The organism is Micromonospora sp. NPDC050795, assembly GCF_044456785.1.
In the GTDB taxonomy this organism is placed as follows: Bacteria; Actinomycetota; Actinomycetes; order Mycobacteriales; family Micromonosporaceae; genus Micromonospora.
Window position 1 is genome coordinate 14,763 of sequence record NZ_JBITGE010000051.1, and the last position, 22,544, is coordinate 37,306.

General features: G+C 74.2%; 17 protein-coding genes and 1 rRNA gene. 3 read left to right on the forward strand and 15 right to left on the reverse strand.

Annotated elements, in window-relative coordinates:
• Window positions 1-75: 75 nt before the first annotated feature.
• The 7 genes from ACIBEF_RS30025 to recN all read right to left on the reverse strand — a co-directional run bounded on the left by ACIBEF_RS30025 (window position 76) and on the right by recN (window position 10,304).
• Window positions 76-2,490 carry a hypothetical protein gene (locus ACIBEF_RS30025; protein WP_396796690.1) on the reverse strand — a complete coding sequence of 805 codons (2,415 nt, stop codon included), beginning with the start codon at window positions 2,488-2,490 and terminating at the stop codon, window positions 76-78.
• A complete protein-coding gene (locus ACIBEF_RS30030; RefSeq protein WP_396796692.1) occupies window positions 2,490-3,659 on the reverse strand; it encodes a glycosyltransferase family 4 protein in 1,170 nt (389 codons plus the stop codon). Before ACIBEF_RS30030 ends, ACIBEF_RS30025 begins: the two co-directional genes overlap by 1 nt.
• Window positions 3,656-5,344, reverse strand: coding sequence for a murein biosynthesis integral membrane protein MurJ (gene murJ / locus ACIBEF_RS30035; RefSeq protein ID WP_396796694.1), 1,689 nt, complete (start codon window positions 5,342-5,344; stop codon window positions 3,656-3,658). The genes ACIBEF_RS30030 and murJ overlap by 4 nt, the downstream gene beginning before the upstream one ends.
• 1 nt (window position 5,345) lies before the next feature.
• Window positions 5,346-6,212: a hypothetical protein gene (locus tag ACIBEF_RS30040; RefSeq protein ID WP_396796695.1), complete on the reverse strand. Its 867-nt coding sequence runs from the start codon at window positions 6,210-6,212 to the stop codon at window positions 5,346-5,348.
• Between the two features lie 67 nt (window positions 6,213-6,279).
• Entirely contained in the window at window positions 6,280-7,221 is a 942-nt protein-coding gene (locus tag ACIBEF_RS30045; RefSeq protein WP_396796697.1) for a copper transporter, read from the reverse strand.
• Window positions 7,222-7,248: 27 nt separating this feature from the next.
• The gene (gene steA / locus ACIBEF_RS30050) at window positions 7,249-8,427 is read right to left on the reverse strand and encodes a putative cytokinetic ring protein SteA (RefSeq protein WP_396796698.1); all 1,179 of its coding nucleotides are present in this window, start codon (window positions 8,425-8,427) and stop codon (window positions 7,249-7,251) included.
• A 119-nt stretch (window positions 8,428-8,546) separates the two neighbouring features.
• Complete coding sequence (recN, locus tag ACIBEF_RS30055; RefSeq protein ID WP_396796718.1) at window positions 8,547-10,304, reverse strand: DNA repair protein RecN; 1,758 nt, start codon at window positions 10,302-10,304, stop codon at window positions 8,547-8,549.
• Between the two features lie 89 nt (window positions 10,305-10,393).
• On the opposite strand from recN, the gene ACIBEF_RS30060 reads away from it, so the two are divergent.
• Window positions 10,394-11,413, forward strand: a complete 1,020-nt coding sequence (locus tag ACIBEF_RS30060) for a helix-turn-helix domain-containing protein (protein ID WP_396796700.1) — start codon at window positions 10,394-10,396, stop codon at window positions 11,411-11,413.
• Between the two features lie 81 nt (window positions 11,414-11,494).
• Here ACIBEF_RS30060 and ACIBEF_RS30065 read toward each other — a convergent pair whose 3' ends face one another.
• The 5 genes from ACIBEF_RS30065 to ACIBEF_RS30085 all read right to left on the reverse strand — a co-directional run bounded on the left by ACIBEF_RS30065 (window position 11,495) and on the right by ACIBEF_RS30085 (window position 18,092).
• The gene (locus ACIBEF_RS30065; protein WP_396796702.1) at window positions 11,495-15,214 is read right to left on the reverse strand and encodes a S8 family serine peptidase; all 3,720 of its coding nucleotides are present in this window, start codon (window positions 15,212-15,214) and stop codon (window positions 11,495-11,497) included.
• Between the two features lie 158 nt (window positions 15,215-15,372).
• Window positions 15,373-16,257 (reverse strand): NAD kinase, encoded by an 885-nt coding sequence (locus ACIBEF_RS30070; protein ID WP_357356980.1) that lies wholly within the window; start codon window positions 16,255-16,257, stop codon window positions 15,373-15,375.
• 109 nt (window positions 16,258-16,366) lie between these two features.
• On the reverse strand, window positions 16,367-17,227 hold the full coding sequence (locus ACIBEF_RS30075; protein WP_396796704.1) for a TlyA family RNA methyltransferase: 861 nt from the start codon (window positions 17,225-17,227) through the stop codon (window positions 16,367-16,369).
• A 38-nt stretch (window positions 17,228-17,265) separates the two neighbouring features.
• Window positions 17,266-17,505, reverse strand: coding sequence for a hypothetical protein (locus ACIBEF_RS30080; RefSeq protein ID WP_396796705.1), 240 nt, complete (start codon window positions 17,503-17,505; stop codon window positions 17,266-17,268).
• Window positions 17,502-18,092, reverse strand: coding sequence for a phasin family protein (locus ACIBEF_RS30085; protein ID WP_396796707.1), 591 nt, complete (start codon window positions 18,090-18,092; stop codon window positions 17,502-17,504). The genes ACIBEF_RS30080 and ACIBEF_RS30085 overlap by 4 nt, the downstream gene beginning before the upstream one ends.
• A 111-nt stretch (window positions 18,093-18,203) precedes the next feature.
• Here ACIBEF_RS30085 and ACIBEF_RS30090 point away from each other — a divergent pair, with 111 nt between their 5' ends.
• A complete protein-coding gene (locus tag ACIBEF_RS30090; RefSeq protein ID WP_396796708.1) occupies window positions 18,204-18,542 on the forward strand; it encodes an SCP2 sterol-binding domain-containing protein in 339 nt (112 codons plus the stop codon).
• Between the two features lie 12 nt (window positions 18,543-18,554).
• Here ACIBEF_RS30090 and ACIBEF_RS30095 read toward each other — a convergent pair whose 3' ends face one another.
• Together ACIBEF_RS30095 and ACIBEF_RS30100 are read right to left on the reverse strand one after the other, a co-directional pair.
• Window positions 18,555-19,586: an HAD-IIA family hydrolase gene (locus ACIBEF_RS30095; protein ID WP_396796709.1), complete on the reverse strand. Its 1,032-nt coding sequence runs from the start codon at window positions 19,584-19,586 to the stop codon at window positions 18,555-18,557.
• Window positions 19,583-20,617: a tetratricopeptide repeat protein gene (locus ACIBEF_RS30100; protein WP_396796711.1), complete on the reverse strand. Its 1,035-nt coding sequence runs from the start codon at window positions 20,615-20,617 to the stop codon at window positions 19,583-19,585. Before ACIBEF_RS30100 ends, ACIBEF_RS30095 begins: the two co-directional genes overlap by 4 nt.
• On the opposite strand from ACIBEF_RS30100, the gene ACIBEF_RS30105 reads away from it, so the two are divergent.
• Window positions 20,606-22,039, forward strand: a complete 1,434-nt coding sequence (locus tag ACIBEF_RS30105) for a hypothetical protein (protein ID WP_396796712.1) — start codon at window positions 20,606-20,608, stop codon at window positions 22,037-22,039. The two genes, ACIBEF_RS30100 and ACIBEF_RS30105, sit on opposite strands and share 12 nt — an antisense overlap.
• 420 nt (window positions 22,040-22,459) lie before the next feature.
• Here the strand turns inward: ACIBEF_RS30105 and rrf are convergent.
• Window positions 22,460-22,544: ribosomal RNA gene (rrf, locus tag ACIBEF_RS30110) — 5S ribosomal RNA — on the reverse strand; the annotation flags it as partial.

Genomic DNA, 22,544 nt, shown 5'->3' on the forward strand with positions numbered 1-22,544 from the left:
ACACCTCCCGGGCGGGTACCCGCAGGCCGCACCCCGGCCGCGACACCTCCGGGCCATCCGGATGAGGCCCGACGCTCAGGACGCGGCAACCTCCGTCGATGACCGGGAGACCTGCCGGGGCGGCACGGGCACCGTCGGCGCGGCGTCCGGCGTCGACCCGCTCGCGGTCGGCTCGGCCGGTTCGTCGGCGTCCCCCCGGCGCTCGCCAGCAGCGTCCGACACCGGGTGGACAACCGTCGCCGGTGCGCCCGGGGGCGGGCCGGCGATCGGACGGGGATGCACCGCACCCAGCGGCCCCCCGCCGCCGGTTGGACCGTCCCCGCCACCGGCCGGGCCGACCCCGCCGGACCCCGAGTCGTCGTCGGCGCCGTTGGCGCGGGAGCGGGCGGCTACCGGGCGGGTCCGGTCCGCGGCGTGCCCGAGCACCCGCAGCGACGCCAGGGCCGCCATCGGCACCACCAGGGCGGCGGCAGCACCCATCACGTCCAGGGCCGCGCCGTCGAGCACACCACCGAGCACCGCGGCGACCACGGTGCCGGCCAGCGCGGCCCGGACCGCCGGGTAGATGCCGAACAGCCGCATCAGCCCACCCCACGGCTGCAACAGGGCGAACCACACCAGCAGCCCGGCGGTCAGCGCCAGCACCGTCAGCGGGCTGTTGACCAGCGTCTCGAAGTTCTCCGTGCTGGACCGGTGCACGGCGAATCCGCCGGTGCCGTCACCGAGCGCGGACAGGAACCGGCCCAGGCTGCCCCGCTCCGCGGCCGGACGCCGCAGGTCCACCACCGCGAACCCGATACCGACCGCCAGCGCGGCCATGGTGGCCCAGGCCAGCCGGCTGACCGTCAACCAGCCACCGGCGCTGATCACGGCGGCGACGCTCACCCCGGCGGTGAGCGCGATCGCGCCGACCGGGTCGGCGCCCAGATACGGGCTGCCGACCACCACCACAGCGAGGCCACCCACCGCCACCATCACCGCCGGCCGCCAGCCCCGGTGCACCCGTTGCGCGAACCAGCCGCCGGTGACCAGCGCACCGGCGAGGAACACTCCCAGCCCCACAGTGCTCAGCCCGGCGTACCGGCCGCCCTGCAACGCGGAGTAGCCGACCACGCCGTTGAGCTGCAGGCGGGACCCGGTGAGCACGTCCAGCCCGACCACGAGCGTGGTGAGACCGGCCACCGCTCCCAACAGCCCGAGGGTGTTCGCGTACCCGGGGGCGAACCGCACCGCCGCGGTGCCGGCGGCCACCAGCAGCGCGGTCACCCCGGCGAAGATCCACCCCGGGTGCTCACCGCGCCACCAGGGCACCGCGTCGGTCAGCAGCGCCGCCGGCACCGTCAACGCCGCGGCGACCAGCAGCAGCTCCATCACCGCCACGATCCGCCCGGAGACGGGCGTCGGACCGGCCGGACCGGCGTGCGGACGGGCCCGGCGCAGCAGCGGCAGGATAGCGACGGCCAGCAGCACCTGCACCCCGGCGAGCAGCGTGAAGAACACCCCGGAGACGGAACGCTGCGCGGCCGCCTCCCGGTCGGCGTTCGCCGGCGCGTTGATGGCCTCGGCCAGATCGGCGGGACGACCCCCGGTGCTGACCGCCGGACGGCCGAGGAAGAGCCGCTCCGGCATCGGCCGGCCCAACGCGGCGAGGGCGGTCGGCGCGAGGTCGACAAGTTGCAGGTACCCGTCCCGGCCGGTGCTGGCCGACGTGAGCCACCCCCGCTCCCAGCCCGGCCCGTCGGCTACCGCCACGTGCAGCCGCGCCGGCTGGGTGGTGTCGGAGATCCCCGCGACCAGCACCAACGACCGTGGGGGTCGCGCCGCCAGCACCCGGGCCAACTCGGCGTCCGCCGCGCGGGCCTCCTCGGCGCGGGTGGCCGGGTCGGCCCCCTTGACGGTGCCGAGGTCGACGATGCTCAGCACACACGAGCCGAGCAGCGGCCGCGGGTCGGCCGGCAGCCCCGAGGCGTACCGGTCGACGCGGCCGAACGGTCGGGCGGCGGCCACTGCCGCGCCCGGACCCACGGCGACGGAGCACCGCACCGACTCGGACAACGAGCCGGGCATGGCGCCCCAGGGCAGCCGCTGCTGGTTGTACTGGACCACGCTCTCCTGGTCGGGCAGGTTCGCGCCGATGCCGTCGGGTTGTTCCACAGTCACCGCCGCCGACGGGCAACCGTCGACCGACCGGCTGCCGTTCCACGCGGCGAAGCTGCCCGCGCCCACTGTCAGCCAGCCGTCCACCGGGCAGGTGGGCCGGTGCGCGGACCGCACCGACAGGGAGCCGATCGAGCCGTCCTGGGCCATCCGCCACAGCGTCGGGGTGCTCTGCGGATCCACGTCGTCCCAGCGCAGCCCGGCGATCCCGGCGAGCACCACGAAGTCGGCGGTGCGTTGCGGGATGCCCTGGGGTGGGCGGGCGGCGAGCGCGGTGACGCCCAGCGCCACCACGAGCACTGTCAACAGGGCGGGGGCGATTCGGCGCAACATCACCGGTGTCCCGTTCTCGGGGCGTCGGAGCCCGGGGCGGCCGCCGGACCGCCCGGGTTCCCGGCCAGCTCGGCGTAGAGGGCGGCAAGCGTGGCGACGGTGTCCGCCTCGGTCGGCCACGTCGCCGCCCGTTCGAGGCCGCGCCGGCCCCACTCCGCCCGCGCCGCCGGGTCGTCCAGCAACGCGCGTACGGCCGCGTCGAGGGCGTCCACGTCACCGGCGGGAACCAGCGTGGCGGCGTCGCCGACCAGGTCCGGGAGCCCGCCGACAGCGGTGGCCACCAGTGGCACACCGGCGCGCAGCGCCTCCTGGGCGAAGAGTTGCCGCGCCTCCCAGTCGCTGGTCACCACCGCCAGGTCGGCGCCGGCGAGCAGGTCGGCCACGTCGGTGCGGTGCCCCAGCAGGGTCACCGGGGCGCGGGCGGCGGAGATCCGCGCGGCGAGCGGCAGATACGCCGGCCCGCTGCCCGCGATCACCACGACCGGCGGCGGGGTACGCGTACGCCAGCGGGCCGCCGCGTCGATCAGCACGTCGTAGCGCTTCTGCGGGTGCAACCGACCAACCGAGACGATCAACGGCTGGTCCGGGCGGACGCCGAACTCGGCGCGTACCGCCGCCGGGCGTCGACGCGGCGCGGGCAGCGTCGGCGCGGCGACCGGGGCGAGCCGGGCGTCGGCGGCACCCACCTCGGCGGCCCGCCGCACCAGGTCCGCGGAGGCACCGAGCGCCACCCGCACACCCCGGGCGACGACCCGTTCGACGAGCCGGGACACCCCGCCCCGCAGTCCCCCGGCGAGCACCGCGTTGTGCCAGGTGACGATCAGCGGGACGGCCGGACGGGCCAGCACGGCGACCAACCCGGCCCGCAGCCCGTGCGCGTGCACCACGTCGACGGTGGCCGCGGCGAGCGCCCGCCGCAGCGTGAGCACCGCCCGCGCGTCGGCCGGAGTCGGACTGGCCGGGATCTCCACCGCCTCGAACCGCGCACCGACACCGGTGAAGTCGAACTGCTCCTCGGTGGCGGCAGGCCCGCAGACCAGGACTGTGGTGCCGCCCGCGACGAGGCCACGGGCCACCGAACGGACGTGCTGGCCGACCCCGCCGGTGCTGGACGCGAGCACCAACGCGACGGTGCCCGACCAGCCGGCGGGCAGAGGTGGCTCAGTCATCGCGTCGCCGTCTCCTTCCCGTCGCCCCGCTGCGCGGAGCCCGCGCCCGGTGTCGGCGCACCGCCGGACGGCCCCCGCCGGCCCAGACGCCGCAGCACCCCGGCGAGCAGCGGCTGCACGTCCCGCCGGTCGACGAACCAGACCACGGCGAGGAACACAACCCCAACCAGAACCCCGGACAGCATGCCCTGACCGAACGCCGCCGCCGTCGTCGGGGTGCCGCCGTCCGACTGGTCGAGCCAACGGCTGAGGCCCAGTCCGGCGAGCCCGGCGAGCACACCGGCGAGGCCACCGGCCGCTGCGGCCCGTGCCGCTCCCGCGAGGGCGGGACGGCCGGCGCTGCGCCGCACCGCCAGGAGCAGCAGGGCGCCCAGCACCAGCATCCCCACCGAGTTCGCGGCCGTCACCGCGAGCACCCGGTCGCGCAGGGGCAGCACCGCGCCGAGCAGCAGGACCACGGCCGGCACCACCAGGAAGCCGACCGCCGTGGCGAGCGTCGCCGCCCGGGTCTCGCCCCGCGCGTAGAGCGCCCGGGTGAGCACCGCGAAGAGGCCGTAGCCGACCAGGCCGGGGGCGTACCCGATGATCGCGGCGGCGGCCGTCGACGCGGTGTCCGCCGGGAAAAAGAAGTGCCCGACCGGCCCGGCGGTCCCGACCAACGCGGCCGTGCCGAGGCAACTGAACAGGAGCACACCACGCACGGCCGGCGCCAGGGTCGCCCGGTAGGTGCGCTCGTCCCCGGCGGCCCGCGCCGCCGCCAGGGTCGGGTAGGCGGCGATGGCCAGCGGCACCGCCAGCACCGCCCACGGCAGCAGGTAGACGGTCTGCGCCAGGTTGTAGACGCCCGGGTTGCTCCGCGCTCCGGCGGTGACCTGGTTCAGGCTGACGATCAGCGCGATCTGCTGGGTGGTGACGGTGACCGCGCCGGCCACCGCCAACCCGCCGACCCTCGCCCGCGCGTCGGCAGGGAACCCGAAGCCGGGTCGCAGCCCGAGGCGCAACCGGCGGACCGGGATCAGCAACGACAACGACAGCACCACCACGCCGAGGGTGGTGCCGCCGGAGAGCAGCAACTCACCGCCGGCGCTGACCCCGCCGACCGTGGCGTACCGGCCCTGCGTGACGGTGAACCCCAGGTACACCAGGATGACGGTGAGGCTGGACAGCAACGGGGCGAGCACCGGCCAGGCGAAACGACGGTGGGCCTGGAGCACCCCGGTGAGCACGATGCCGACCCCGTACAGCGGCAGTTGCGGCGCGAAGACCCGCAGCATCCGCACGCCGCTCTGCTGCTGGGCGGTGGTCAGGTGGTGGCCCAGCGACTCGACCACCGGGCCGGCCAGCAGCACCACGAGCAGCGCGAGGGGAACCAGCAGGGCCAGCGTCCAGGTCAGCAACGCGCCGGTGGTCCGGGCCACGGCCGTCCGGTCGCCCGCCGCGACCGCACCGGCGAGCAGCGGTACGACGAGGCTGGCCAGCGCACCCCCGGCGACGATCTCGAAGATGAAGTTCGGCACCGCGTTGGCCACCACGTAGGTGCCACCGAGGTCGGTGGGCGCCAGGCTCCAGGTGAACACGGCGGTACGGCCGAAGCCGGCGAGTCGGCTGGCCACGGTGAGGACGGCGATGAGCGCGGCTGCCCCGGCCAGCCGGCCGGCGCCGGCGAGGGGTGCCGGTCTGGTCACGTCAGTCGGCGCGTCGGCCCAGTGCGTCGAGCTCGCGAAGCCCCGGGGTCCGCTGGATCACCGCGGTGAAGCTGACCTTCTCGCTGGCGGCGGTGAGCCCGGCCAGGACGGCGAGCAGACCGGCCCGGCCGAGCGGGCCGGTCCGGGCGGCGAGCGCGACGCCGAGCACCGCCCCGAGCGCGTTCGCGCCACTGTCGCCGAGCATCACGTCCTCGGCCAGGTCGTCACGGAGCAGACCGGCGGCGGCGCCCGCCGCGCCCGCGGCGATACCGCCCTGCGGGCCGCCGGTCAGCGGCGCCGCGAGCAGCAGCCCGGACTTGAGGGCGCGGCCCGGCCGCAGGTCGAGCAGGTTGAGCAGGTTGGCCGTGCCGGCGATCACACCGGCGCCGAGCAGCACGTCGACGCCCCGGCCGAACGCACCGTGCCGCTGCCGGCGCGGGTGCGCGGCGACCCGGGGGTCGGCGGCGAGCAGCGCGGCGGCGCCCAGCCCGACGGCGCCCACCCCGACAACCTTGACCAGACCGGCGGTGACGCGCCCCTCGCGCAGCGCGGCGAGGTGCCCGGCGAAACCCTTGGCCGCCTTCTGCTCCGGCCGCGCGCCGACCACGTCGTCGTACAGGCCGACACCGCCCGCGCCGAGACCGGCGACCAGGGCGGCCCCACCGGCGGCGCCGCCGGTGGCACCGAACGCGCCGGCGGCGGCAGCGCCGGCGGCGAGCGCCGGCCCGGCGGCCAGGCTCACCGTGCGGCCACGGAAGTTGGTGCGGTCCAACGCGGGCCCGGCCGGCGAGGTGCGCGCCTCACGCAACGCGTAGCGGGCCGCCGCGGCGCCCGCGCCGGCGATCAACAGCCGACCCAGGGCGCTCACGCCGTCACCTCGCCGGCTCGGTCACGCGTCACCTGGTCGGATCCGGACACGGGGGTACGTCGTTCGCTCACTGGGGCAGTCTAGGCAGCAGCGACGCGGCGTTGTCGCCGACGCCGTACTGCCCGGCCTTCTTCTCGGTGAGTTGCTGCACCAGGGCGAGGGTGGTGACCACCTGGCCCTGCACGGTGTTGGCGTTGTCGACCGTGGAGATGGTCTGGGCGAGCACCGGGTCGCCGCGCACCACGCCGACCAGGTTGCCGCCGACCGAACCGTTGCCGGCCACCACGATCGAACCGGTGCGGTCGAACTGCTCCGCGACCTTGACCACCGACTCGTCCCGCTTGTCGGAGTCCTTGTCGACGTACGGCTGGCCGCTGACCACGACGACCGCCTCCGCCGAGGCGGTCACCTTGTTGCTGTCGGTGGTCAGGTAACCGGCGTTGTTGTACGCGGCGAGCACCGCCCGCCGGTCGGCGTCGCTGACCGGCGCGACGCCCTGGGGCCGGTCCAGCAGGACGCTGGCCAGCAGCGCGCTGGAGGTCTCCACGCCGTGCCCGTTGCCCGGCAGGCCGGTGGTCTGCGCGGTCGGGCGGGCGGCGGTGACGGCCAACTCCAGCAGGTTGGAGTTGTTGTCCGGGTTGATGAACTTGTCCTGCAGGTCGACCTGGCCGGTGATGGTCGCCCCGCCGAGCTGGAGCTTCTTGAGCACGCCCTCGGTGTGGTCGCGCCCGTTGGGCAGGCTGAGCACCACGACCCGACGCCCGGTGAGGGTGCCGGGCAGGAGAATCTGAGCGGTCTCCTCGGCGAACTCCTCTTCCAGCGCGAGTTGCTTCTCCATGTTGCTGACCGTCTGACGCCAGTGTTGGTTGTCCTTGCGCAGCCCGGTGACCTGCCCCTCGAGCGAGTCGGCGACCGGGCCGTTGAGGGCGGCTGTGCCGACCACCAGCCCGATCGCCAGAGCCAGGAAGACCGCGGTGAGGGACACCACGTGGTAGCGGAAGTTGATCACGCTTGCAGCCTCTTGATCGGTCGGGAACTAGAAGAGCCGGTACAGCTGGAACACGAAATTGTCCCACCACTCGGCGACCACGCCCAGGTACGCCTTCCCGACTGTCGACACGGCCACCGCGGACGCCATCGCCGCGATCGCCGACAGCACCAGCAGCAGCAGCGACGAGCCGGAGATGCTCTGCCGGTAGAGCCGGCTCACGCCCTTGGCGTCGACCAGCTTGCCGCCGACCTTCAGCCGGGTCAGGAACGTCGAGGCCATCCCGCCGCGACCCTTGTCGAGGAACTCGACGAGGGTCGCGTGGGTGCCGACCGCCACCAACAGCGAGGCGCCCTTCTCGTCGGCCAGCAGCATGGCCAGGTCCTCGCTGGTCGCCGCGGCCGGGAACGTGATGGCCGGCACACCGAGGCCGTTGACCCGGGGCAGGCCCGGCGCGCGCCCGTCCGGGTACGCGTGCACGATCACCTCGGCGCCGCAGCGCAGCACGTCGTCGGTGACCGAATCCATGTCCCCGATGATCATGTCGGGGGTGTAGCCGGCCTCGACCAGGGCGTCCGCGCCGCCGTCGACGCCGATGAGCACCGGCTTGAACTCCCGGATGTACGGGCGCAGCACGTCCAGGTCTGCCTTGTAGTCGTAGCCGCGCACCACGATCAGGCAGTGCCGACCCTGCATCTGGGTCTCGATGTCCGGCACACCGACACCGTCGAGCAGCAGGTCGCGTTCCTGACGCAGGTAGTCCATCGTGTTGGCGGCGAACGCCTCCAACTGCACCGACAGACCCTCCCGGGCGTCCGCCATCGCCTTGCCGACCGACTCGGCGTCCTGAAGGCTGCCGTGCGCCACCGGCTCGTCACCGGCGAAGACCGTGTTGCCCTCGATGCGCACCTGGTCGCCCTCGCGGATGCGCTCGAAGACACTCTCCCCCAGGTCGTCCAGGAGCGGAATCCCGGCGGCGATCAGCACCTCCGGGCCCAGGTTCGGGTAACGACCGGAGACCGACGGCTTGGCGTTGAGCACCGCCGCGACCCCGACGGCGACGAGCGAGTCGGCCGCCACCCGGTCCAGGTCGACGTGGTCGATGACCGCGATGTCACCGGGGCGCAGCCGACCGACCAGGCGTTTCGTCCGGCGATCAAGGCGCGCGGTGCCGAGGACTCTGCCCGGTTCGGCGTTCCGGTTCCGGCGCAACGTGGGTAGACGCATCGTGACCATCCTGGCATGTGAGGCAGGCTTTTCTGTCGCGACATGCCTGAGCAGGGCCGCCTACCCAGGGAAGCACACACCGGCACAAGCCGGTGTGCTTGCGCTCACAATACGCGGCGTCACAACCGCCTTTCCTTGGCGGCCACTGCCAGAAGCTCCTCGGCATGGGCGATACCCAGATCCGAATCGGGCAAACCCGCCAGCATGCGCGCCAACTCCCGCGCCCGCTCGGTGTCCTCCACCACGCGCACCCCGCTGGTCGTCACCGCGCCGCCCGTGTCCTTCGCCACCACCAGGTGCCGGTCGGCGAACGCGGCCACCTGCGGCAGGTGCGTGACCACCAGCACCTGGTGGCTGCGGGCCAACCGCGCCAACCGGCGGCCGATCTCCACCGCCGCCTGCCCGCCGACCCCCGCGTCGACCTCGTCGAACACCAACGTGGGCGGGCCACCGGAGCCGGCGAACACGACCTCGATGGCGAGCATCACCCGGGACAACTCACCGCCGGAGGCACCGCGCTGCAACGGCAACGACGGCGCGCCAGGGTGGGCCAGCAACCGCAGCTCCACCTCGTCACCGCCGTCCGGCGTGACACCCACCTCGACCCCGTTGACCGCCAGCGTCGGCTCGGCCCGCCCGGCCGGACGCGGCAGCACCGCCACCTCGATCCGCGCGTGCGGCATGGCCAGCCCGGCCAGCTCGACGGTGACCTGGTCGGCGAAGCGGACCGCCGCCTCCTGCCGGGAGGTCGACACCCGCCCGGCCAGATCGGCCACCTCCACGGCGAGCCGCTGGCCCTCCCGCTCCAACTCGTCGAGCACGTCGTCGGACATGTCCAGATCGGACAGTCGGGTACGCGCCCGATCAGCCCAGGCGATCACCCCGTCGACGTCGTCGGCGTACTTGCGGGTCAACGCGCGCAGCGCCGCCCGCCGCTCATAGACGTGCTGCAACCGGGCCGGGTCCGCGTCCAGCGTCGCCAGGTACGCCGACAGCTCCGCGGACACGTCGGTGACCAGGGTGGCCGCCTCCTCCAGGCGGGCCGCCAGCTCACCGAGCGCCGGATCGGTGCCGGACTGCGCCTCCAGGGTCCGCCGCGCGGTGCCGAGCAACGCCGCCGCGTCCGGGGTCTCCTCGGCGGCCTCCGCACCACCGGCCACACACTGCTGGGCGATCTGCGCGGCCGTCCGCAGACCCTCGGCATGCTCCAGCCGCTGCGCCTCGGTCTTCAGCTCGTCGTCCTCACCGGGCTGCGGATCGACCCGGGTGATCTCGTCGAGGCCCAACCGCAGCAGGTCGGCCTCCTGGTTGCGCTCGCGGGCGTTGCGCCGACGATCCGCCAGGTCGTCGACGACCCGACGCCACCCCGTGTACGCGTCGCGCAGCGCGTCGAGCAGCTTCTCGTGCGCCGGGCCGGCGAACCGGTCCAGCGCGGCCCGCTGCTCGGCCGGGCGCAGCAACCGCAGTTGGTCGGACTGGCCGTGCACGGCCACCGCCTGCTCGCCGACCTCACCGAGCATCGACACCGGCATGCTCCGACCACCGACGTGGGCGCGCGAGCGCCCCTCCACCGTCACCGTGCGGCTCAACAGCACCGAGCCGTCCTCGTCGGGCTCCCCGCCGGCCTCGACGATCCGCGCGTGCACGGCGTCGCCGACCCGCCCGTGCAGCCGCAGCCGCCCCTCCACCACCGCCCGACCGGGTTGGGCACGGACCCGCCCGGCGTCGGCCCGGCCGCCGAACAGCAGGCCGAGGCCGGTGACCACCATCGTCTTACCCGCACCGGTCTCGCCGGTGATGACGTTCATGCCGCCGGTCAACGGCAGCGTGGTGTCCTCGATGACGCCCAGTCCGGTGATGCGCAGCTCTTCCAGCACAGCCACCGACAGTAGACGCGAGGCCCGACACTTGACCAGCCGACGGGCCCGGGTCAGGCCCGTACCCGGCCGACGTACAGTTCTGCCCCGTGTTGGACGTGATCGGCCTGACCTCGGCTGAGGAGGAGCTCTACCGCTGCCTGCTCCAGCTCACCACGGCCCGCATCGACGAGTTGGCCCGTCGCCTGCACCGACCCCGGGAGCAGGTCGCCGCCCAGGTCGAGGCACTGCGCGGCAAGGGCCTCGTGCAGCGCAGCGACACCGACCCGGACGCCCCGCTGCGACCGACCGCCCCGGACGTCGCCCTCGGCGCGACGCTGCTGCGGCGTCAGGAGGACCTGGAGTCGGCCCGCCGACTCGTCACCCAACTGGCCGAGGAGTACCGCTCCGGGCTGCGCCGCCACCACGTCGACCATCTGGTCGAGGTGATCACCGGCGCCCGGGTCCTTCGGGACCGTCTGCGTGACCTGCAGAACTCGGCGCGTACCGAGGTGCTCTGGTTCTGCCGGGCCAACCCCCTCGCCATGGCCGGCCCGGAGAACGTCGAGGAGTTCGACGCGCTGGCCCGTGGGGTGAGCTACCGGGCCATCTACGAACGTGACCTGCTGCTGGAACCGGGCGCGTTGGCCGACCTGGCCAAGGGGGTCGCCGCCGGGGAACAGGCCCGCGTCCTGGACCGGCTGCCGGTCCGACTGGCCATCGTGGACGCCCGCACCGCCATCTGCCCGTTGGTGCCCGACCGCGACGGCGGCGAACCGAGCGCCGCCGTGATCGGTCGCAGTCAACTGCTCGACGCACTGCTCGCCCTCTTCGAGAGCCACTGGCGGGTCGCCACCCGGCTGCGCCTCGACGACCCCCTCGCCGTCGCGGCCCCCGAGCCTCGACGGCCGGCGCCCGCGGACCAGCCGGGCGACGGTTACCAACCCGACGCCGACGAGGCCCGGCTGCTGTCGCTGTTCGTGGCGGGCGTACCGGACAAGTCCATCGCCTCCCAGCTCGGGGTGAGCCGGCGGACCGTGCAACGGCGCATCGCCGACCTGATGGCCGCCGCCGGCGTGGACACCCGGCCCGGGTTGGCGTTCCAGGTGGCCCGACGCGGCTGGCTCTGACGCGTCGAGGGTCCGCCGTCGACCGACGGCGGACCCCCGTCCGGCAGGGGCGGGACGGCCAGGCCGCCCCGCCCCGCCCGATCACCGCAGACCGTACGCCTGGAGCACCGTCTGGTCGACGGTGTTCCCGACCCGGTCGGCGGCACGCACCCGCAGCGACACCGTTCCGCGCCCCGCCGGCACGGTAGCGGTGTAGCGGGTGCCCGACCCCGTGGTCGGCGCATTGCGCCAGGTGACGCCCCCGTCGAAGGAGACCTGCACCCGGACGCTGGCACCGGTCGGCCTCGGCGCCCCGGCCGGCTGCCGCAGGGTCAGCCCGAGCTGGTGCGGCCGGTTGCCGCGGACCGTGCCGCGCAGGTCGGCCGGCACCCGGTAGTCCACCTGGAGCAGCGACAACGGCGTGGCGGCGTCGCCCGCCGGTCGGGCCGAGGCGAACTCCCAGGCCGTGCTTGTCCGCGTGCCGTAACGCCACTCGACCGAGGACCGCTGGGTGGTCACGTCCAGGCGGTACCGGGCGGCCCCGGCGGTCGTGGGCACCGACGCCCACCCCTCGGAGAGGTCCGCGATCTGCTGCCCGTTGCGGCTGACCCGGGCCGTGACGGTGTCCGACTCCTCACTCTCGCCGGCCACGCTGTAGTGCCCCTCGGCGTCGACGAACTCGGGCACCCGCAACTCCAGGTTGTCACCGGTGCGGGTGGGCACCGGCGCACCGCTGGCCGGGACGGCCGGGCGGAGCACCGGCGCGTGCCAGGTCTCGGTCACCCGGTCGTCGGCGGCGTAACGCCGCGGCTGCTGGGTCAGACCACCCGTCAGCTGCCCCCACTGCATGAACATGACCTTGTGCAACACCCGTTGCTGCCACCAGTTGTCCCCGGAGCTGACGAACTCCCGTCGGGTGGTGCCGGTACGGACCAGCCGCTGGTTGTCGTTCCAGGAGGTGTCCTGCCACGGACGCCACCCGAACCGCTGCTCGCTGGCCCACTCCCCGCCGACGTTCCCGTAGTGGGTGGTCACCTCGGCGGTGTTGCGGTCGGTGACCTTGTGCAGGATCCGCTCCGGGACCCGGCCCGTCGAGACCTGCCACACGTCGTACAGGTACGGACTCTCCACCGTCAACGTCAGGTCCAGCGTCGTGTGACGCTTCCGGACCGCCGCGATGATCTTCTGCCCGTCGTCGTACGCCACCGCCATCGACGGGATCGGCAGCCGGTCACCCAACGGGGTCCACGACGTCCACGCGCTCTGGTCGGCCGGTCGGACGATCAGCGCCACCTTCGCGCCAGCGGCCGCCGCCGCCGCGATCTGCTCCTCCTCCGAAGCGTCCGGGGTGCTGGTGAGCAGCGCCGCGGCGCCGCGCACCCGGGTCAGCTCGGCGGGGGTGCCGGTGCCGGCCCAGACCAGCGGCAGCTTGCGCCGCTCGGCCGTCGCCGGCGAGTAGCCCATCAGGTTGATGTCCAACGGACCGGACACCCCGCTGATCGTCGCGTCCACCATCGGCGCGACCAACTGCCAGCGCGACGCGAACTCGAACTCGCCCTGGCGTACCGCACGGGTCGGGGGGACGTTGACCTGCTGGATGGTGCTGAAGGTCATCACACCGTGGTCGACCTGCCGGCCGTTGCCGAAGACCCGGTGCTCGTAGAAGCTGATCGTCGAGCGCTGCTCGGAGGGCTTCGGCGTCTCGATCCGCACCGGGGTGCCCTTGCGCGGGTCGAGCACCACCGTGAGGTCCCGGTCGACGAGCAGCTCCGGGTCGGTGACCAGGGTGATCTGCTCGTCCAGCGGGGCACCGTGCTCGATCAACGCCTGGACCAGGTAGGGGCCCTCCTCGACCTGGAGTTGCACCTCGCCGCCGACCCACCCGAGCCAGTCGGATTCGGGCTGCTCACCGAAGAGGGTGAGCACCGACGCGAGACCCGGCTGGCCCTGCATGTCCAGCGCCCGCACGGTCACGGTGTGCAGCGGGCCGCTGAGGGTGAGCGCGACAGCGGTGCGCACGGCGACGCCGTCCGCGCCGGTGGCCACCAGCCACCCGCTGTGCACACCCCGGTCCAGCTTCGCCGGGTCCGCCCGCAACGGCACGGCGACGCTGCCGCCGGCCGGCACCGTCACCTCGACGCCGCCGACCGTGACCCCGTCGGTCTCGGCCGCACGGGTGTCCAGGTTGCGCAGCTCCAGGGCCAACCGCAGGGTCTGCGGGGCCGTGCCACCGTTGGTGTACGTCACGGCCCGCTCGACCGGCACGCCACCGGTGCTGAGCCGGCCGAAGTCAGCGGTGCCGGAGGAGTACACCCGCTGCCCGAGTGCGCGGGCCACGTCGACCCGACCGGCACCCTGCTCGAAAACGGTCAGCGCCGGGTTCGCCCTCGTGGTGCTGACCAGCGCGTCCTTGAGCTTCGCGGCGGACCAGTCGGGGTGTTCCTGGGCGAGGATCGCCGCCGCCCCAGCCACGTGCGGAGTGGCCATCGAGGTGCCGGACGCGGTCGTGTACGCGTCGTCCACCGGCGTACCCATGGCGGTGCCGGCGGCCCGGGCGGCGACGATGCCCACGCCCGGCGCGGTGATCTCGGGCTTCAGGCCGTTGTCGCCGAGGCGCGGGCCCCGGCTGGAGAACTCCGCCAGCTCGTCGGCACGGTCCACCGCGCCGACGGTCAGCGCCGCCGCGGCCGCGCCGGGCGCACCGACGGTCCGCGCGGCACCCGAGTTGCCGGCGGCGACCACGAACAGCGCGCCGGTCTCAGCGGTCAGGTCGTTCACCGCCTGGCTCATCGGGTCGGTGCCGTCGGTCGGGTCGCCACCGAGGCTCATGCTGACCACCTTCGCGCCGGAGTGGGCGGCCCACTCCATGCCCGCGATGATCGACGAGCTGTAGCCGGAGCCACCATCGTCGAGCACCTTGCCGACCAGCAACCGCGCACCCGGGGCCACGCCCTTGCGCAACCCGTCGGACGCCGCCCCGCTGCCCGCGATGGTGGCGGCCACGTGGGTGCCGTGGCCGTGCCCGTCGCGGGCGCTGCCGCTGCCGGAGAAGTCCTGCGCCTCGGCGACCCGACCGGCCAGATCGGGGTGGGTGGCGTCGACGCCGGTGTCGAGCACCGCCACCTTCACGCCGGCACCGTCGCGGCCGGCGGCCCAGGCGATCGGAGCGCCGATCTGCGGCACGCTGTGCTCCAGCGTCGGGCGGACCTTCCCGTCCAGCCAGATGCGCGCGACACCGGCCCCGAGCCGGGCCGGCGAACCGGCGGTCACCCGCTCCCCGGGCGCGCCGCGCAGCGACGTCCACAGGCCACCCAGGTCACCCTTGCCGACCCGCAGCGCCGCGCCGTTGATGCTCTCCAGCGGACGCGCGTCGGTCGCGCCGGCCAACGGCCGGACCCGTCCGGCGGCCGGCTCCTGATAGCGGACGATCAGCGGCAACGCGCCCTGCGCGGCGTCGCCGTACCCGTCGGCCGCCAACTCCTGCACGTCGAACAGGTCGGGGTCGAGCACCCCCGCGGCGAGGTACGGCATGACGTCGCTGGGCAGCACCCGCAACCCGCCGTCGGCCTCGACAGTCTGGAAGGCGATCCGGTCGCGCCCCGGGCCGGGGTGCACGGTGGCGGCGACCCGACCGGGTGCCGCCTGCACCAGGTCGACCTGGTCGCCGGTGATCAGCGTGATACGGACGGGTGCGTGCTGGGCGGGCGTGCCCGACGTCGGGCCGGTGGGCCGGGCGGGCGGGTCGGCGGACGCCGGTGCGGCGACGCCGACCACCAACGCGCCGACCGCGCCGACGGCGAGCCAGCGTGGGGACCAGTGCATGCGATGGGCTCCTCTACTCCTCCAGGCCCGCCATCCGTAGATGAGGGCCGATCGGAGTCTGCGTCGGAGCGTGTCACCAGGTCACTAGTCGCCCGCCGCCGCAGCGGCGACATGTCGTCAGGTGGACAACTGACATCCACCGACCGTGTGCACCACCGTCACCGCCGGCTGCCACGCCAACCGTGCACGGGCAGACCGAACTTGGCCACCAGCCGGTCGGTGAACGGACGAGGGCGCAGCCGCACGATGCGTACCGGCAGCGCACCCCGACGCACCGTCACCCGCGCGCCCGGCGGCAGGTCGTAGACACGCCGGCCGTCGCAGGAGAGCACGGCGAGGGTCGTGAACGGGTCGACGGTGATCACGAAGGTGGACGTCGGGGCCGTCACCAACGGGCGGCTGAACAACGCGTGCGCGCTGATCGGCACCAGCAGCAGCGCCTCCACCTCCGGCCAGACCACGGGGCCGCCACCGGAGAACGCGTACGCGGTGGAACCGGTGGGCGTGGCGCAGACGACACCGTCGCAGCCGTACCGCGACAGCGGACGACCGTCCACGTCGACGAGCAGCTCCAGCATCTGGGCCCGCTCGCCCTTCTCGATGCTGATCTCGTTCAACGCCCAGGACTCGATGGTCGGCCCACCGTCGAACTCTGCCGTGACGTCCAGGGTCAGCCGCTCATCGACCGTGTAGTTACGGCCGACGACGTCCCGGACGGCGGTGTCCAGATCGTCGATCTCCGCCTCCGCCAGGAAGCCCACCTTGCCGAGGTTGATGCCGAGCAGCGGCGCCTTCGCGGGTCGGGCCAGCTCGGCGGCGCGCAGGAAGGTGCCGTCCCCACCGAGCGCGAAGACGATCTCGGCGCCCTCGGCGGCCTGCGGGCCGGCGACCGGCACCACGCCCGGCAGGTCGAGGTCCTCGGCCTCGTCGGCGACCACCCGTACCTCGAAACCGGCGTCGATCAGGTCGGCGGCGACCGACCGGGCGTGCTCCGTGCTACGCCGACGACCGGTGTGGGTCACCAGCAGCGCGGTCCGGCTCATCGGGCCACCCGCCCACGCCGAACCGGGCCACGGCGCGTCATCGAAGCCGACACCTCGGCCCGGCCGCGTGTCACCGCCCGGCCCACTGCGGCGCCCTCACTGCACGCGTTCACCCTGCGACCTCCTCCGCCGCCGCGCCCGGCACCGCGCCGGCCGTCGTCGAGCCGTCCGGCCCGGCCGCCACCACGGCCCGCACCCGCTCCGGGTCGGCCGCTGGTGCGCCCCGGCGCAACCATACGAAGAACTCCACGTTGCCGCTGGGCCCGGGCAGCGGGCTGGCCGCCACGTCGGCCAGCCCGAGGCCGAGCCGCGCGGCCGCCGCCGCCACGTCCAGCACCGCTTCGGCGCGCAGCTCCGGATCGCGGACCACCCCGCCGGCGCCGACCCGGTCCTTGCCGACCTCGAACTGCGGCTTGACCATCAGTGCCAGGTCACCGTCGTCGCGGGTGCAGCCGGCCAACGCCGGCAGCACCAGTCGCAGCGAGATGAACGACAGGTCGGCCACCGTGAGATCGACCTGGCCGCCGATCGCGTCCGCATCGAGGCTACGGACATTCGTGCGCTCCAGGACGCGGACCCGCTCGTTCGTCCGCAGCGGCCAGGCGAGCTGCCCGTAGCCGACGTCCACGGCCACCACCTCCGCCGCGTCGGCGCGCAGCAGCACGTCGGTGAACCCACCGGTCGACGCTCCCGCGTCCAGGCAACGCCGCCCGGCCACGTGCAGCCCACCGGGGGCGAACGCGGCCAGCGCGCCGGCAAGCTTGTGCCCGCCTCGCGAGACGTACTCCTCAGCCGGGTCCGCACCGGTGACCAGGAGCGGGTCGGCGGGGTCGACCATAGCGGCCGCCTTGCGGGCGACCACGCCCCGCAGTTGGACCCGGCCGGCCTCCACCAACGCGGCGGCCTGCTCACGGGAGCGGGCCAGACCGCGGCGGACGAGTTCGGCGTCCAGCCGGTTACGACGTGCCATGGGTGGTTCTCCGGTCTGCTCAGGCCTGGTCGTCCCGCTCAGGTCTGGTCGATGGTGGCGAGGGTTTCCCGCAGCGTCTCGTAGGCCGCCTCGTACTGGGCGATCTGGTCGGCGGGAGCGAGCGTCGCCGCGTTGGCGATGGCCCGCACGGCGGCGTCCACCGCCGGATGCCGTGCCTCGTCGTCCCCGAGATCCAGCGGCGGTCCGGGGCGGGCACCCACCGGCGGGCCCGGACGGGCCGGGAACGACCCGCCAACCGGCGGACCGGGCCGGGTCATTCGGCGTCGTCCGGCCGCTGCCTGCGAATCGCCGCTTTCTTGGCGGGCATCACCGCCGGCGTCGGGATGTCCTCGTCGGCCATCCGGCTGATCGTCGCCGGCGCCTTCTTGGCGATGGCCTTCTTGGCGACCGCCTTCTTCGCGACGGCCTTCTTCGCCACCGGCGCGGAGACCGAGGCACCGGCCGAGGCGTCGGACGGCACGAGACCGGTGCCGGGCGTCGCGGCGACGGTCGGGTCGGGTTGTGGCGTGGGGCCGGCGGTCGGCGCTTCGGCCGGCTCGGTGGACCGCGCCTCCCGCAGCTGCCGCTCCAGGTCGTGCACCCGCCGGGTCAGCTCGGCTACCTCGTCGGCGGTGGCCAGACCGACCGCGCCGAGGGCCCGGTCGACCTCGAAGCGGACCAGCTTGGTCAGCGCCTCCCGGTTGGCCGCGCCGGTGGTGACCAGTTCCTCGCCGAGGGCCTGGAGTTGGGCGGCGGTCGCGCCGCCGGAGCCGACGAGGCGACGTGCCACGTCCTGGGCCTTCTTCCGGGGCGCCTCCGCAAGGCCCATGGCCAGCTCGAGGTAGGCGCGCCACGCGTCCTGCATGCCTGAGTCCTTCCACGGGGCGGGGTGTGCAGGTGTCACGCTACCGGGCACCCCCGACCGACCCGTGCGGTACGGTGCCGAGGACGGCGTGGCGATCACCGAGGGGGAGATGTGGCCAGCGTGGACGAGTGCCGGCAGGCGTTGCAGGAGCTGGCCGCCCGGTTGGATCGCAACGCCGAGACCGTGCGCGAACGGATCGACCTGGATCGGACGCTGGCCTGCCGGATCACCGACCTGGACACCGCGTTCCACGGCCGGATCACCGGCGGCCGACTGGTCGAGCTGACCGACGGCGACGACCCCAAAGCCAAGATCGCGCTGAACACGTCCAGCGACGACCTGCTCGCCCTGGTCCGTGGCGACCTGGACGTCACCAGCGCGGTGACCTCCCGCCGGGTGTCGATCAAAGCCAACCCGTTCGACCTGCTCAAGCTGCGCAAGCTGCTCTGACGACCGCCCGGCTCACGCCGCCGCGGTCAGACCGAAACTCTCCACCGCGTGGGCCGCGTCCGAGCCCACCGGGCGGATCTTCGGCAGCGCCGGCACCGACGCCGACCAGGCCACCGCGCAGAGCGCCGCGAGGGCGTCCAGCGGCCGACCGGCCCCGGCCAGCTCCAGCGTGCCGTCCCGGTCGGTCACCGACCATCCGCCAGCGTCCGCCGGGCCCGGGACCCGCACGGCGGCAGCCGGGTCGAAGAGCCCCGCCAGGTCTTTCGCGACGTACGTGGGACGTCGCCTCGGCTCGGCGGCCAGCAGCTCCGGTACGCCGTGCACGCCCGTGAGCACGAGCAGGCTGTCCAGCCCGGCCCGGCGGGCACCCTCGATGTCGGTGTCCAGCCGGTCACCCACCACCAGGCTCCGCCCACCGCCACTGCGCCGGGCAGCGGTCTCGAACAGCGCCGGCTCCGGCTTGCCGACCACCACGTCGGGGTCTCGCTCCAGCGCCGTCCGCAGCACGGCGACCAGCGACCCGTTGCCGGGCAGCGGTCCCCGCCCACTGGGCAGGGTCCGATCGGTGTTGGTGGCGATCCAGATCGCACCCGCCCGTACCGCCAGCGATGCTTCGGCCAGCTCGGCCCAACCGACCTGCGGGCCGTACCCCTGCACCACCGCCGCCGGCTTCTCATCGGCCTGGGTGACCGGGTTCAGGCCGACCGCGCGCAGCTCCGCGCGCAGCGCCTCCGCGCCGACCACCAGCACCGACGCGCCGGCGGGCAGCCGGTCACGCAGCAACTCGGCCGAGGCGGCAGCGGAGGTGAGGACCTCCTCCGGTCGGGCCGGCACGCCCATCCCGGTCAGCAGGTCCGCGACCTCGCTGGACCGGCGCGACGCGTTGTTGGTGGCGTACGCCACCGCGCGTCCCTCGGAATGCAGCCGGGCCACCGCGTCGACGGCGCCGGGGATCGGCCGGTCGATCAGGTAGATCACGCCGTCCAGGTCGAAGACGACCAGGGTGTACCCGTCGACCAGCCGCTCCCCCACGCCCGCGCTCACCGCTGCGTCGACCCCGACTCGTCGTCCCGGGCCGGCACGGGCCCGTCGGCGTTCGCCGCGTCGCCATTCGCCGCGTCCCGGTCCGTCACGCCGCTGTCGCCACTGGTGGCCGCGTCGGCGTTGCCGCTCCCGGTGAGGTGACGGTCCTCGTCCTCGTCGTCGAAGCCTTCGTCGTCAGCGGGGCGGCCGACAGCGTCGTCGTCCTCGTCGTCGTCGAAGTCCTCGTCATCGTCGTCGTCGTCGACATCTTCATCGTCGTCGTCGTCATCTTCATCGTCGTCGTCGTCATCGTCGTCGTCGTCGTCGTCGACATCTTCATCGTCGTCGTCGTCGTCATCGTCGTCTTCGTCGTCGTTCGTGTCGCCGGCCAGGTCGGCGTCGGGTCGGGCCGGCACCGCACCGGGAGCGCCCGGGCCTGCGGCGATCTCCTCGGCGGCCTCGTCCTCTTCGTCACCCTCGATGACCACACCGTCGAGTTCGAGCAGCCGCTCGGCGGCGTCGGTCTCGCCCTCGGTGTCCACGTCGGCGGCGCGGGAGAACCATTCGCGGGCCTCCTCGCGCCGACCCACCGCGAGCAGCGCGTCGGCGTACGCGTACCGCAGTCGGGCCGTCCACGGCACGGTGGCCTCGTTGGTGAGGTCCGGAACCTGGAGCATCGCGACCGCGGCGTCCTTCTGCCCGAGGTCACCACGCGCGCCGGCGGCGACGATCAGCAGTTCGATCGCCACGGCCTGGTCCAGCTTCTCCCGGTCCGCGCCACGGAACAGGTCAATGGCCCGCTCCGGCCGGCCGAGAGCCCGCTCGCAGTCGGCGAGCACGGCCAGGTGGCTCTGCAATCCGCTCATCCGGTGGTACGTGCGCAGCTCAGCGATCGCCGACTGCCACTCTCCCGCCCGGTACGCGGCCAGACCGACCGCCTCACGGACAGCGGAGATGCGCGACGCGAGCCGCCGGGCGGCCAGCGCGTGCGCCAACGCCTCGGCCGGGTTCTCGTCGATCAGCTGCCCAGTGGCGACCAGGTGCCGGGCCACCGTCTCGGCGACCGGCTTGTTCAGCGAGAGCAGCTCAGCGCGAACGTCCTTGTCGAGATCGGTCGCGACGATGTCGTCCGGCAGCGCCGGGGCCGAGCTACGCCCGCCCTCGGACGACTCGGAGCCACCCGCGCGGTCATCGCGACGGAACTCCCCCTCGCGACGCGGCCGCTCGTCGGACCGGAAACCACCGGTACGCTCGCCGCCCCGGTAGCCGCCCTCGCGGTCGCCGCCCCGGAAACCACCCTCACGCGGGGCGCCCGAGCGCGAACCGTCCCGGTCGCCGCCCCGGAAGCCACCTTCGCGACGGTCACCGCCCCGGAAGCCACCCTCACGGGGCGCGTCCGAGCGCGAGCCGTCGCGGTCGCCGCCACGGAAGCCGCCCTCACGGCGGTCGCCGCCACGGAAGCCACCGTCGCGGTCACCACCGCGGAAGCCACCCTCACGCGGCGGTCCGGAGCGAGTGCGGTCACCACCCTGGTAACCGCCTTCACGGCGGTCGCCGCCCCGGAAACCACCGTCGCGGTCACCACCGCGGAAACCGCCCTCACGCGGAGCACCCGAACGCGAGCCGTCACGGTCGCCGCCACGGAAACCGCCCTCACGGCGATCGCCGCTCCGGAAACCACCGTCGCGGTCACCGCCCCGGAAACCACCCTCACGCGGCGGGCCCGAACGCGAACCGTCCCGGTCACCGCCACGGAAGCCGCCCTCACGGGGAGCGCTGGAGCGCGAACTGTCACGGTCGCCGCCCCGGAAACCGCCCTCACGGCGATCGCCGCCCCGGAAACCACCGTCGCGGTCACCACCGCGGAAACCGCCCTCACGCGGAGCGCCCGAACGCGAACCGTCCCGGTCACCGCCCCGGAAGCCACCTTCACGGCGATCGCCGCCCCGGAAACCACCGTCGCGGTCACCACCCCGGAAACCACCCTCACGCGGCGGGCCCGAACGCGAACCGTCCCGGTCACCGCCACGGAAGCCGCCTTCGCGGTCACCACCGCGGAAGCCACCTTCACGGCGATCGCCGCCCCGGAAACCACCGTCGCGGTCACCGCCCCGGAAGCCACCTTCGCGCGGCGGGCCGGAGCGAGTGCGGTCGCCGCCCTGGTAACCGCCCTCACGGCGGTCACCACCACGGAAACCACCCTCACGCGGAGCACCCGAGCGCGAGCCATCGCGGTCACCGCCACGGAAGCCACCCTCGCGGGGAGCGCCCGAGCGCGAACCGTCACGGTCGCCACCACGGAAACCGCCCTCACGGCGGTCGCCGCCCCGGAAACCACCGTCGCGGTCGCCGCCTCGGTAGCCGCCTTCGCGCGGAGCGCCCGAACGCGAACCGTCCCGGTCGCCGCCACGGAAGCCACCCTCGCGGGGAGCGCCGGATCGGAAGCCGCCCTCACGCGGAGCCCCCGAGCGTGACCCATCACGGTCGCCGCCACGGTAGCCACCTTCGCGCGGAGCGCTGGAGCGCGAGCCGTCGCGGTCGCCGCCACGGAAACCACCCTCGCGGCGGTCACCGCCGCGGTAGCCGCCCTCACGGGGGGCGCTGGAGCGCGAGCTGTCCCGGTCACCACCACGGGAGCCAGAGTCGCGGCCGCCGGCGTATCCGCCTCGGGCACCGCCGCTGTCGCGATCTCCCCGGTACGGGGGCCGGCCTTGGTCGTCGCGGCGTGGGCCGCGGTCGCGTCCGCCCGCACCGTCAGTACGGTCTTCGTAACGACGGGGACGATCTCCGCCCTGCGGTCCTGAACTCACAGGTACATCCTTCCTGATTGCGCCACCAATGGCGCTACGCAGTCGAGGGCCGACCCGGATGGGGCGGCCCTCGACTGGAAGATTGTCCGGCGGCGTCCTACTCTCCCACACCCTCACGAGTGCAGTACCATCGGCGCTGGAGGGCTTAGCTTCCGGGTTCGGAATGTAA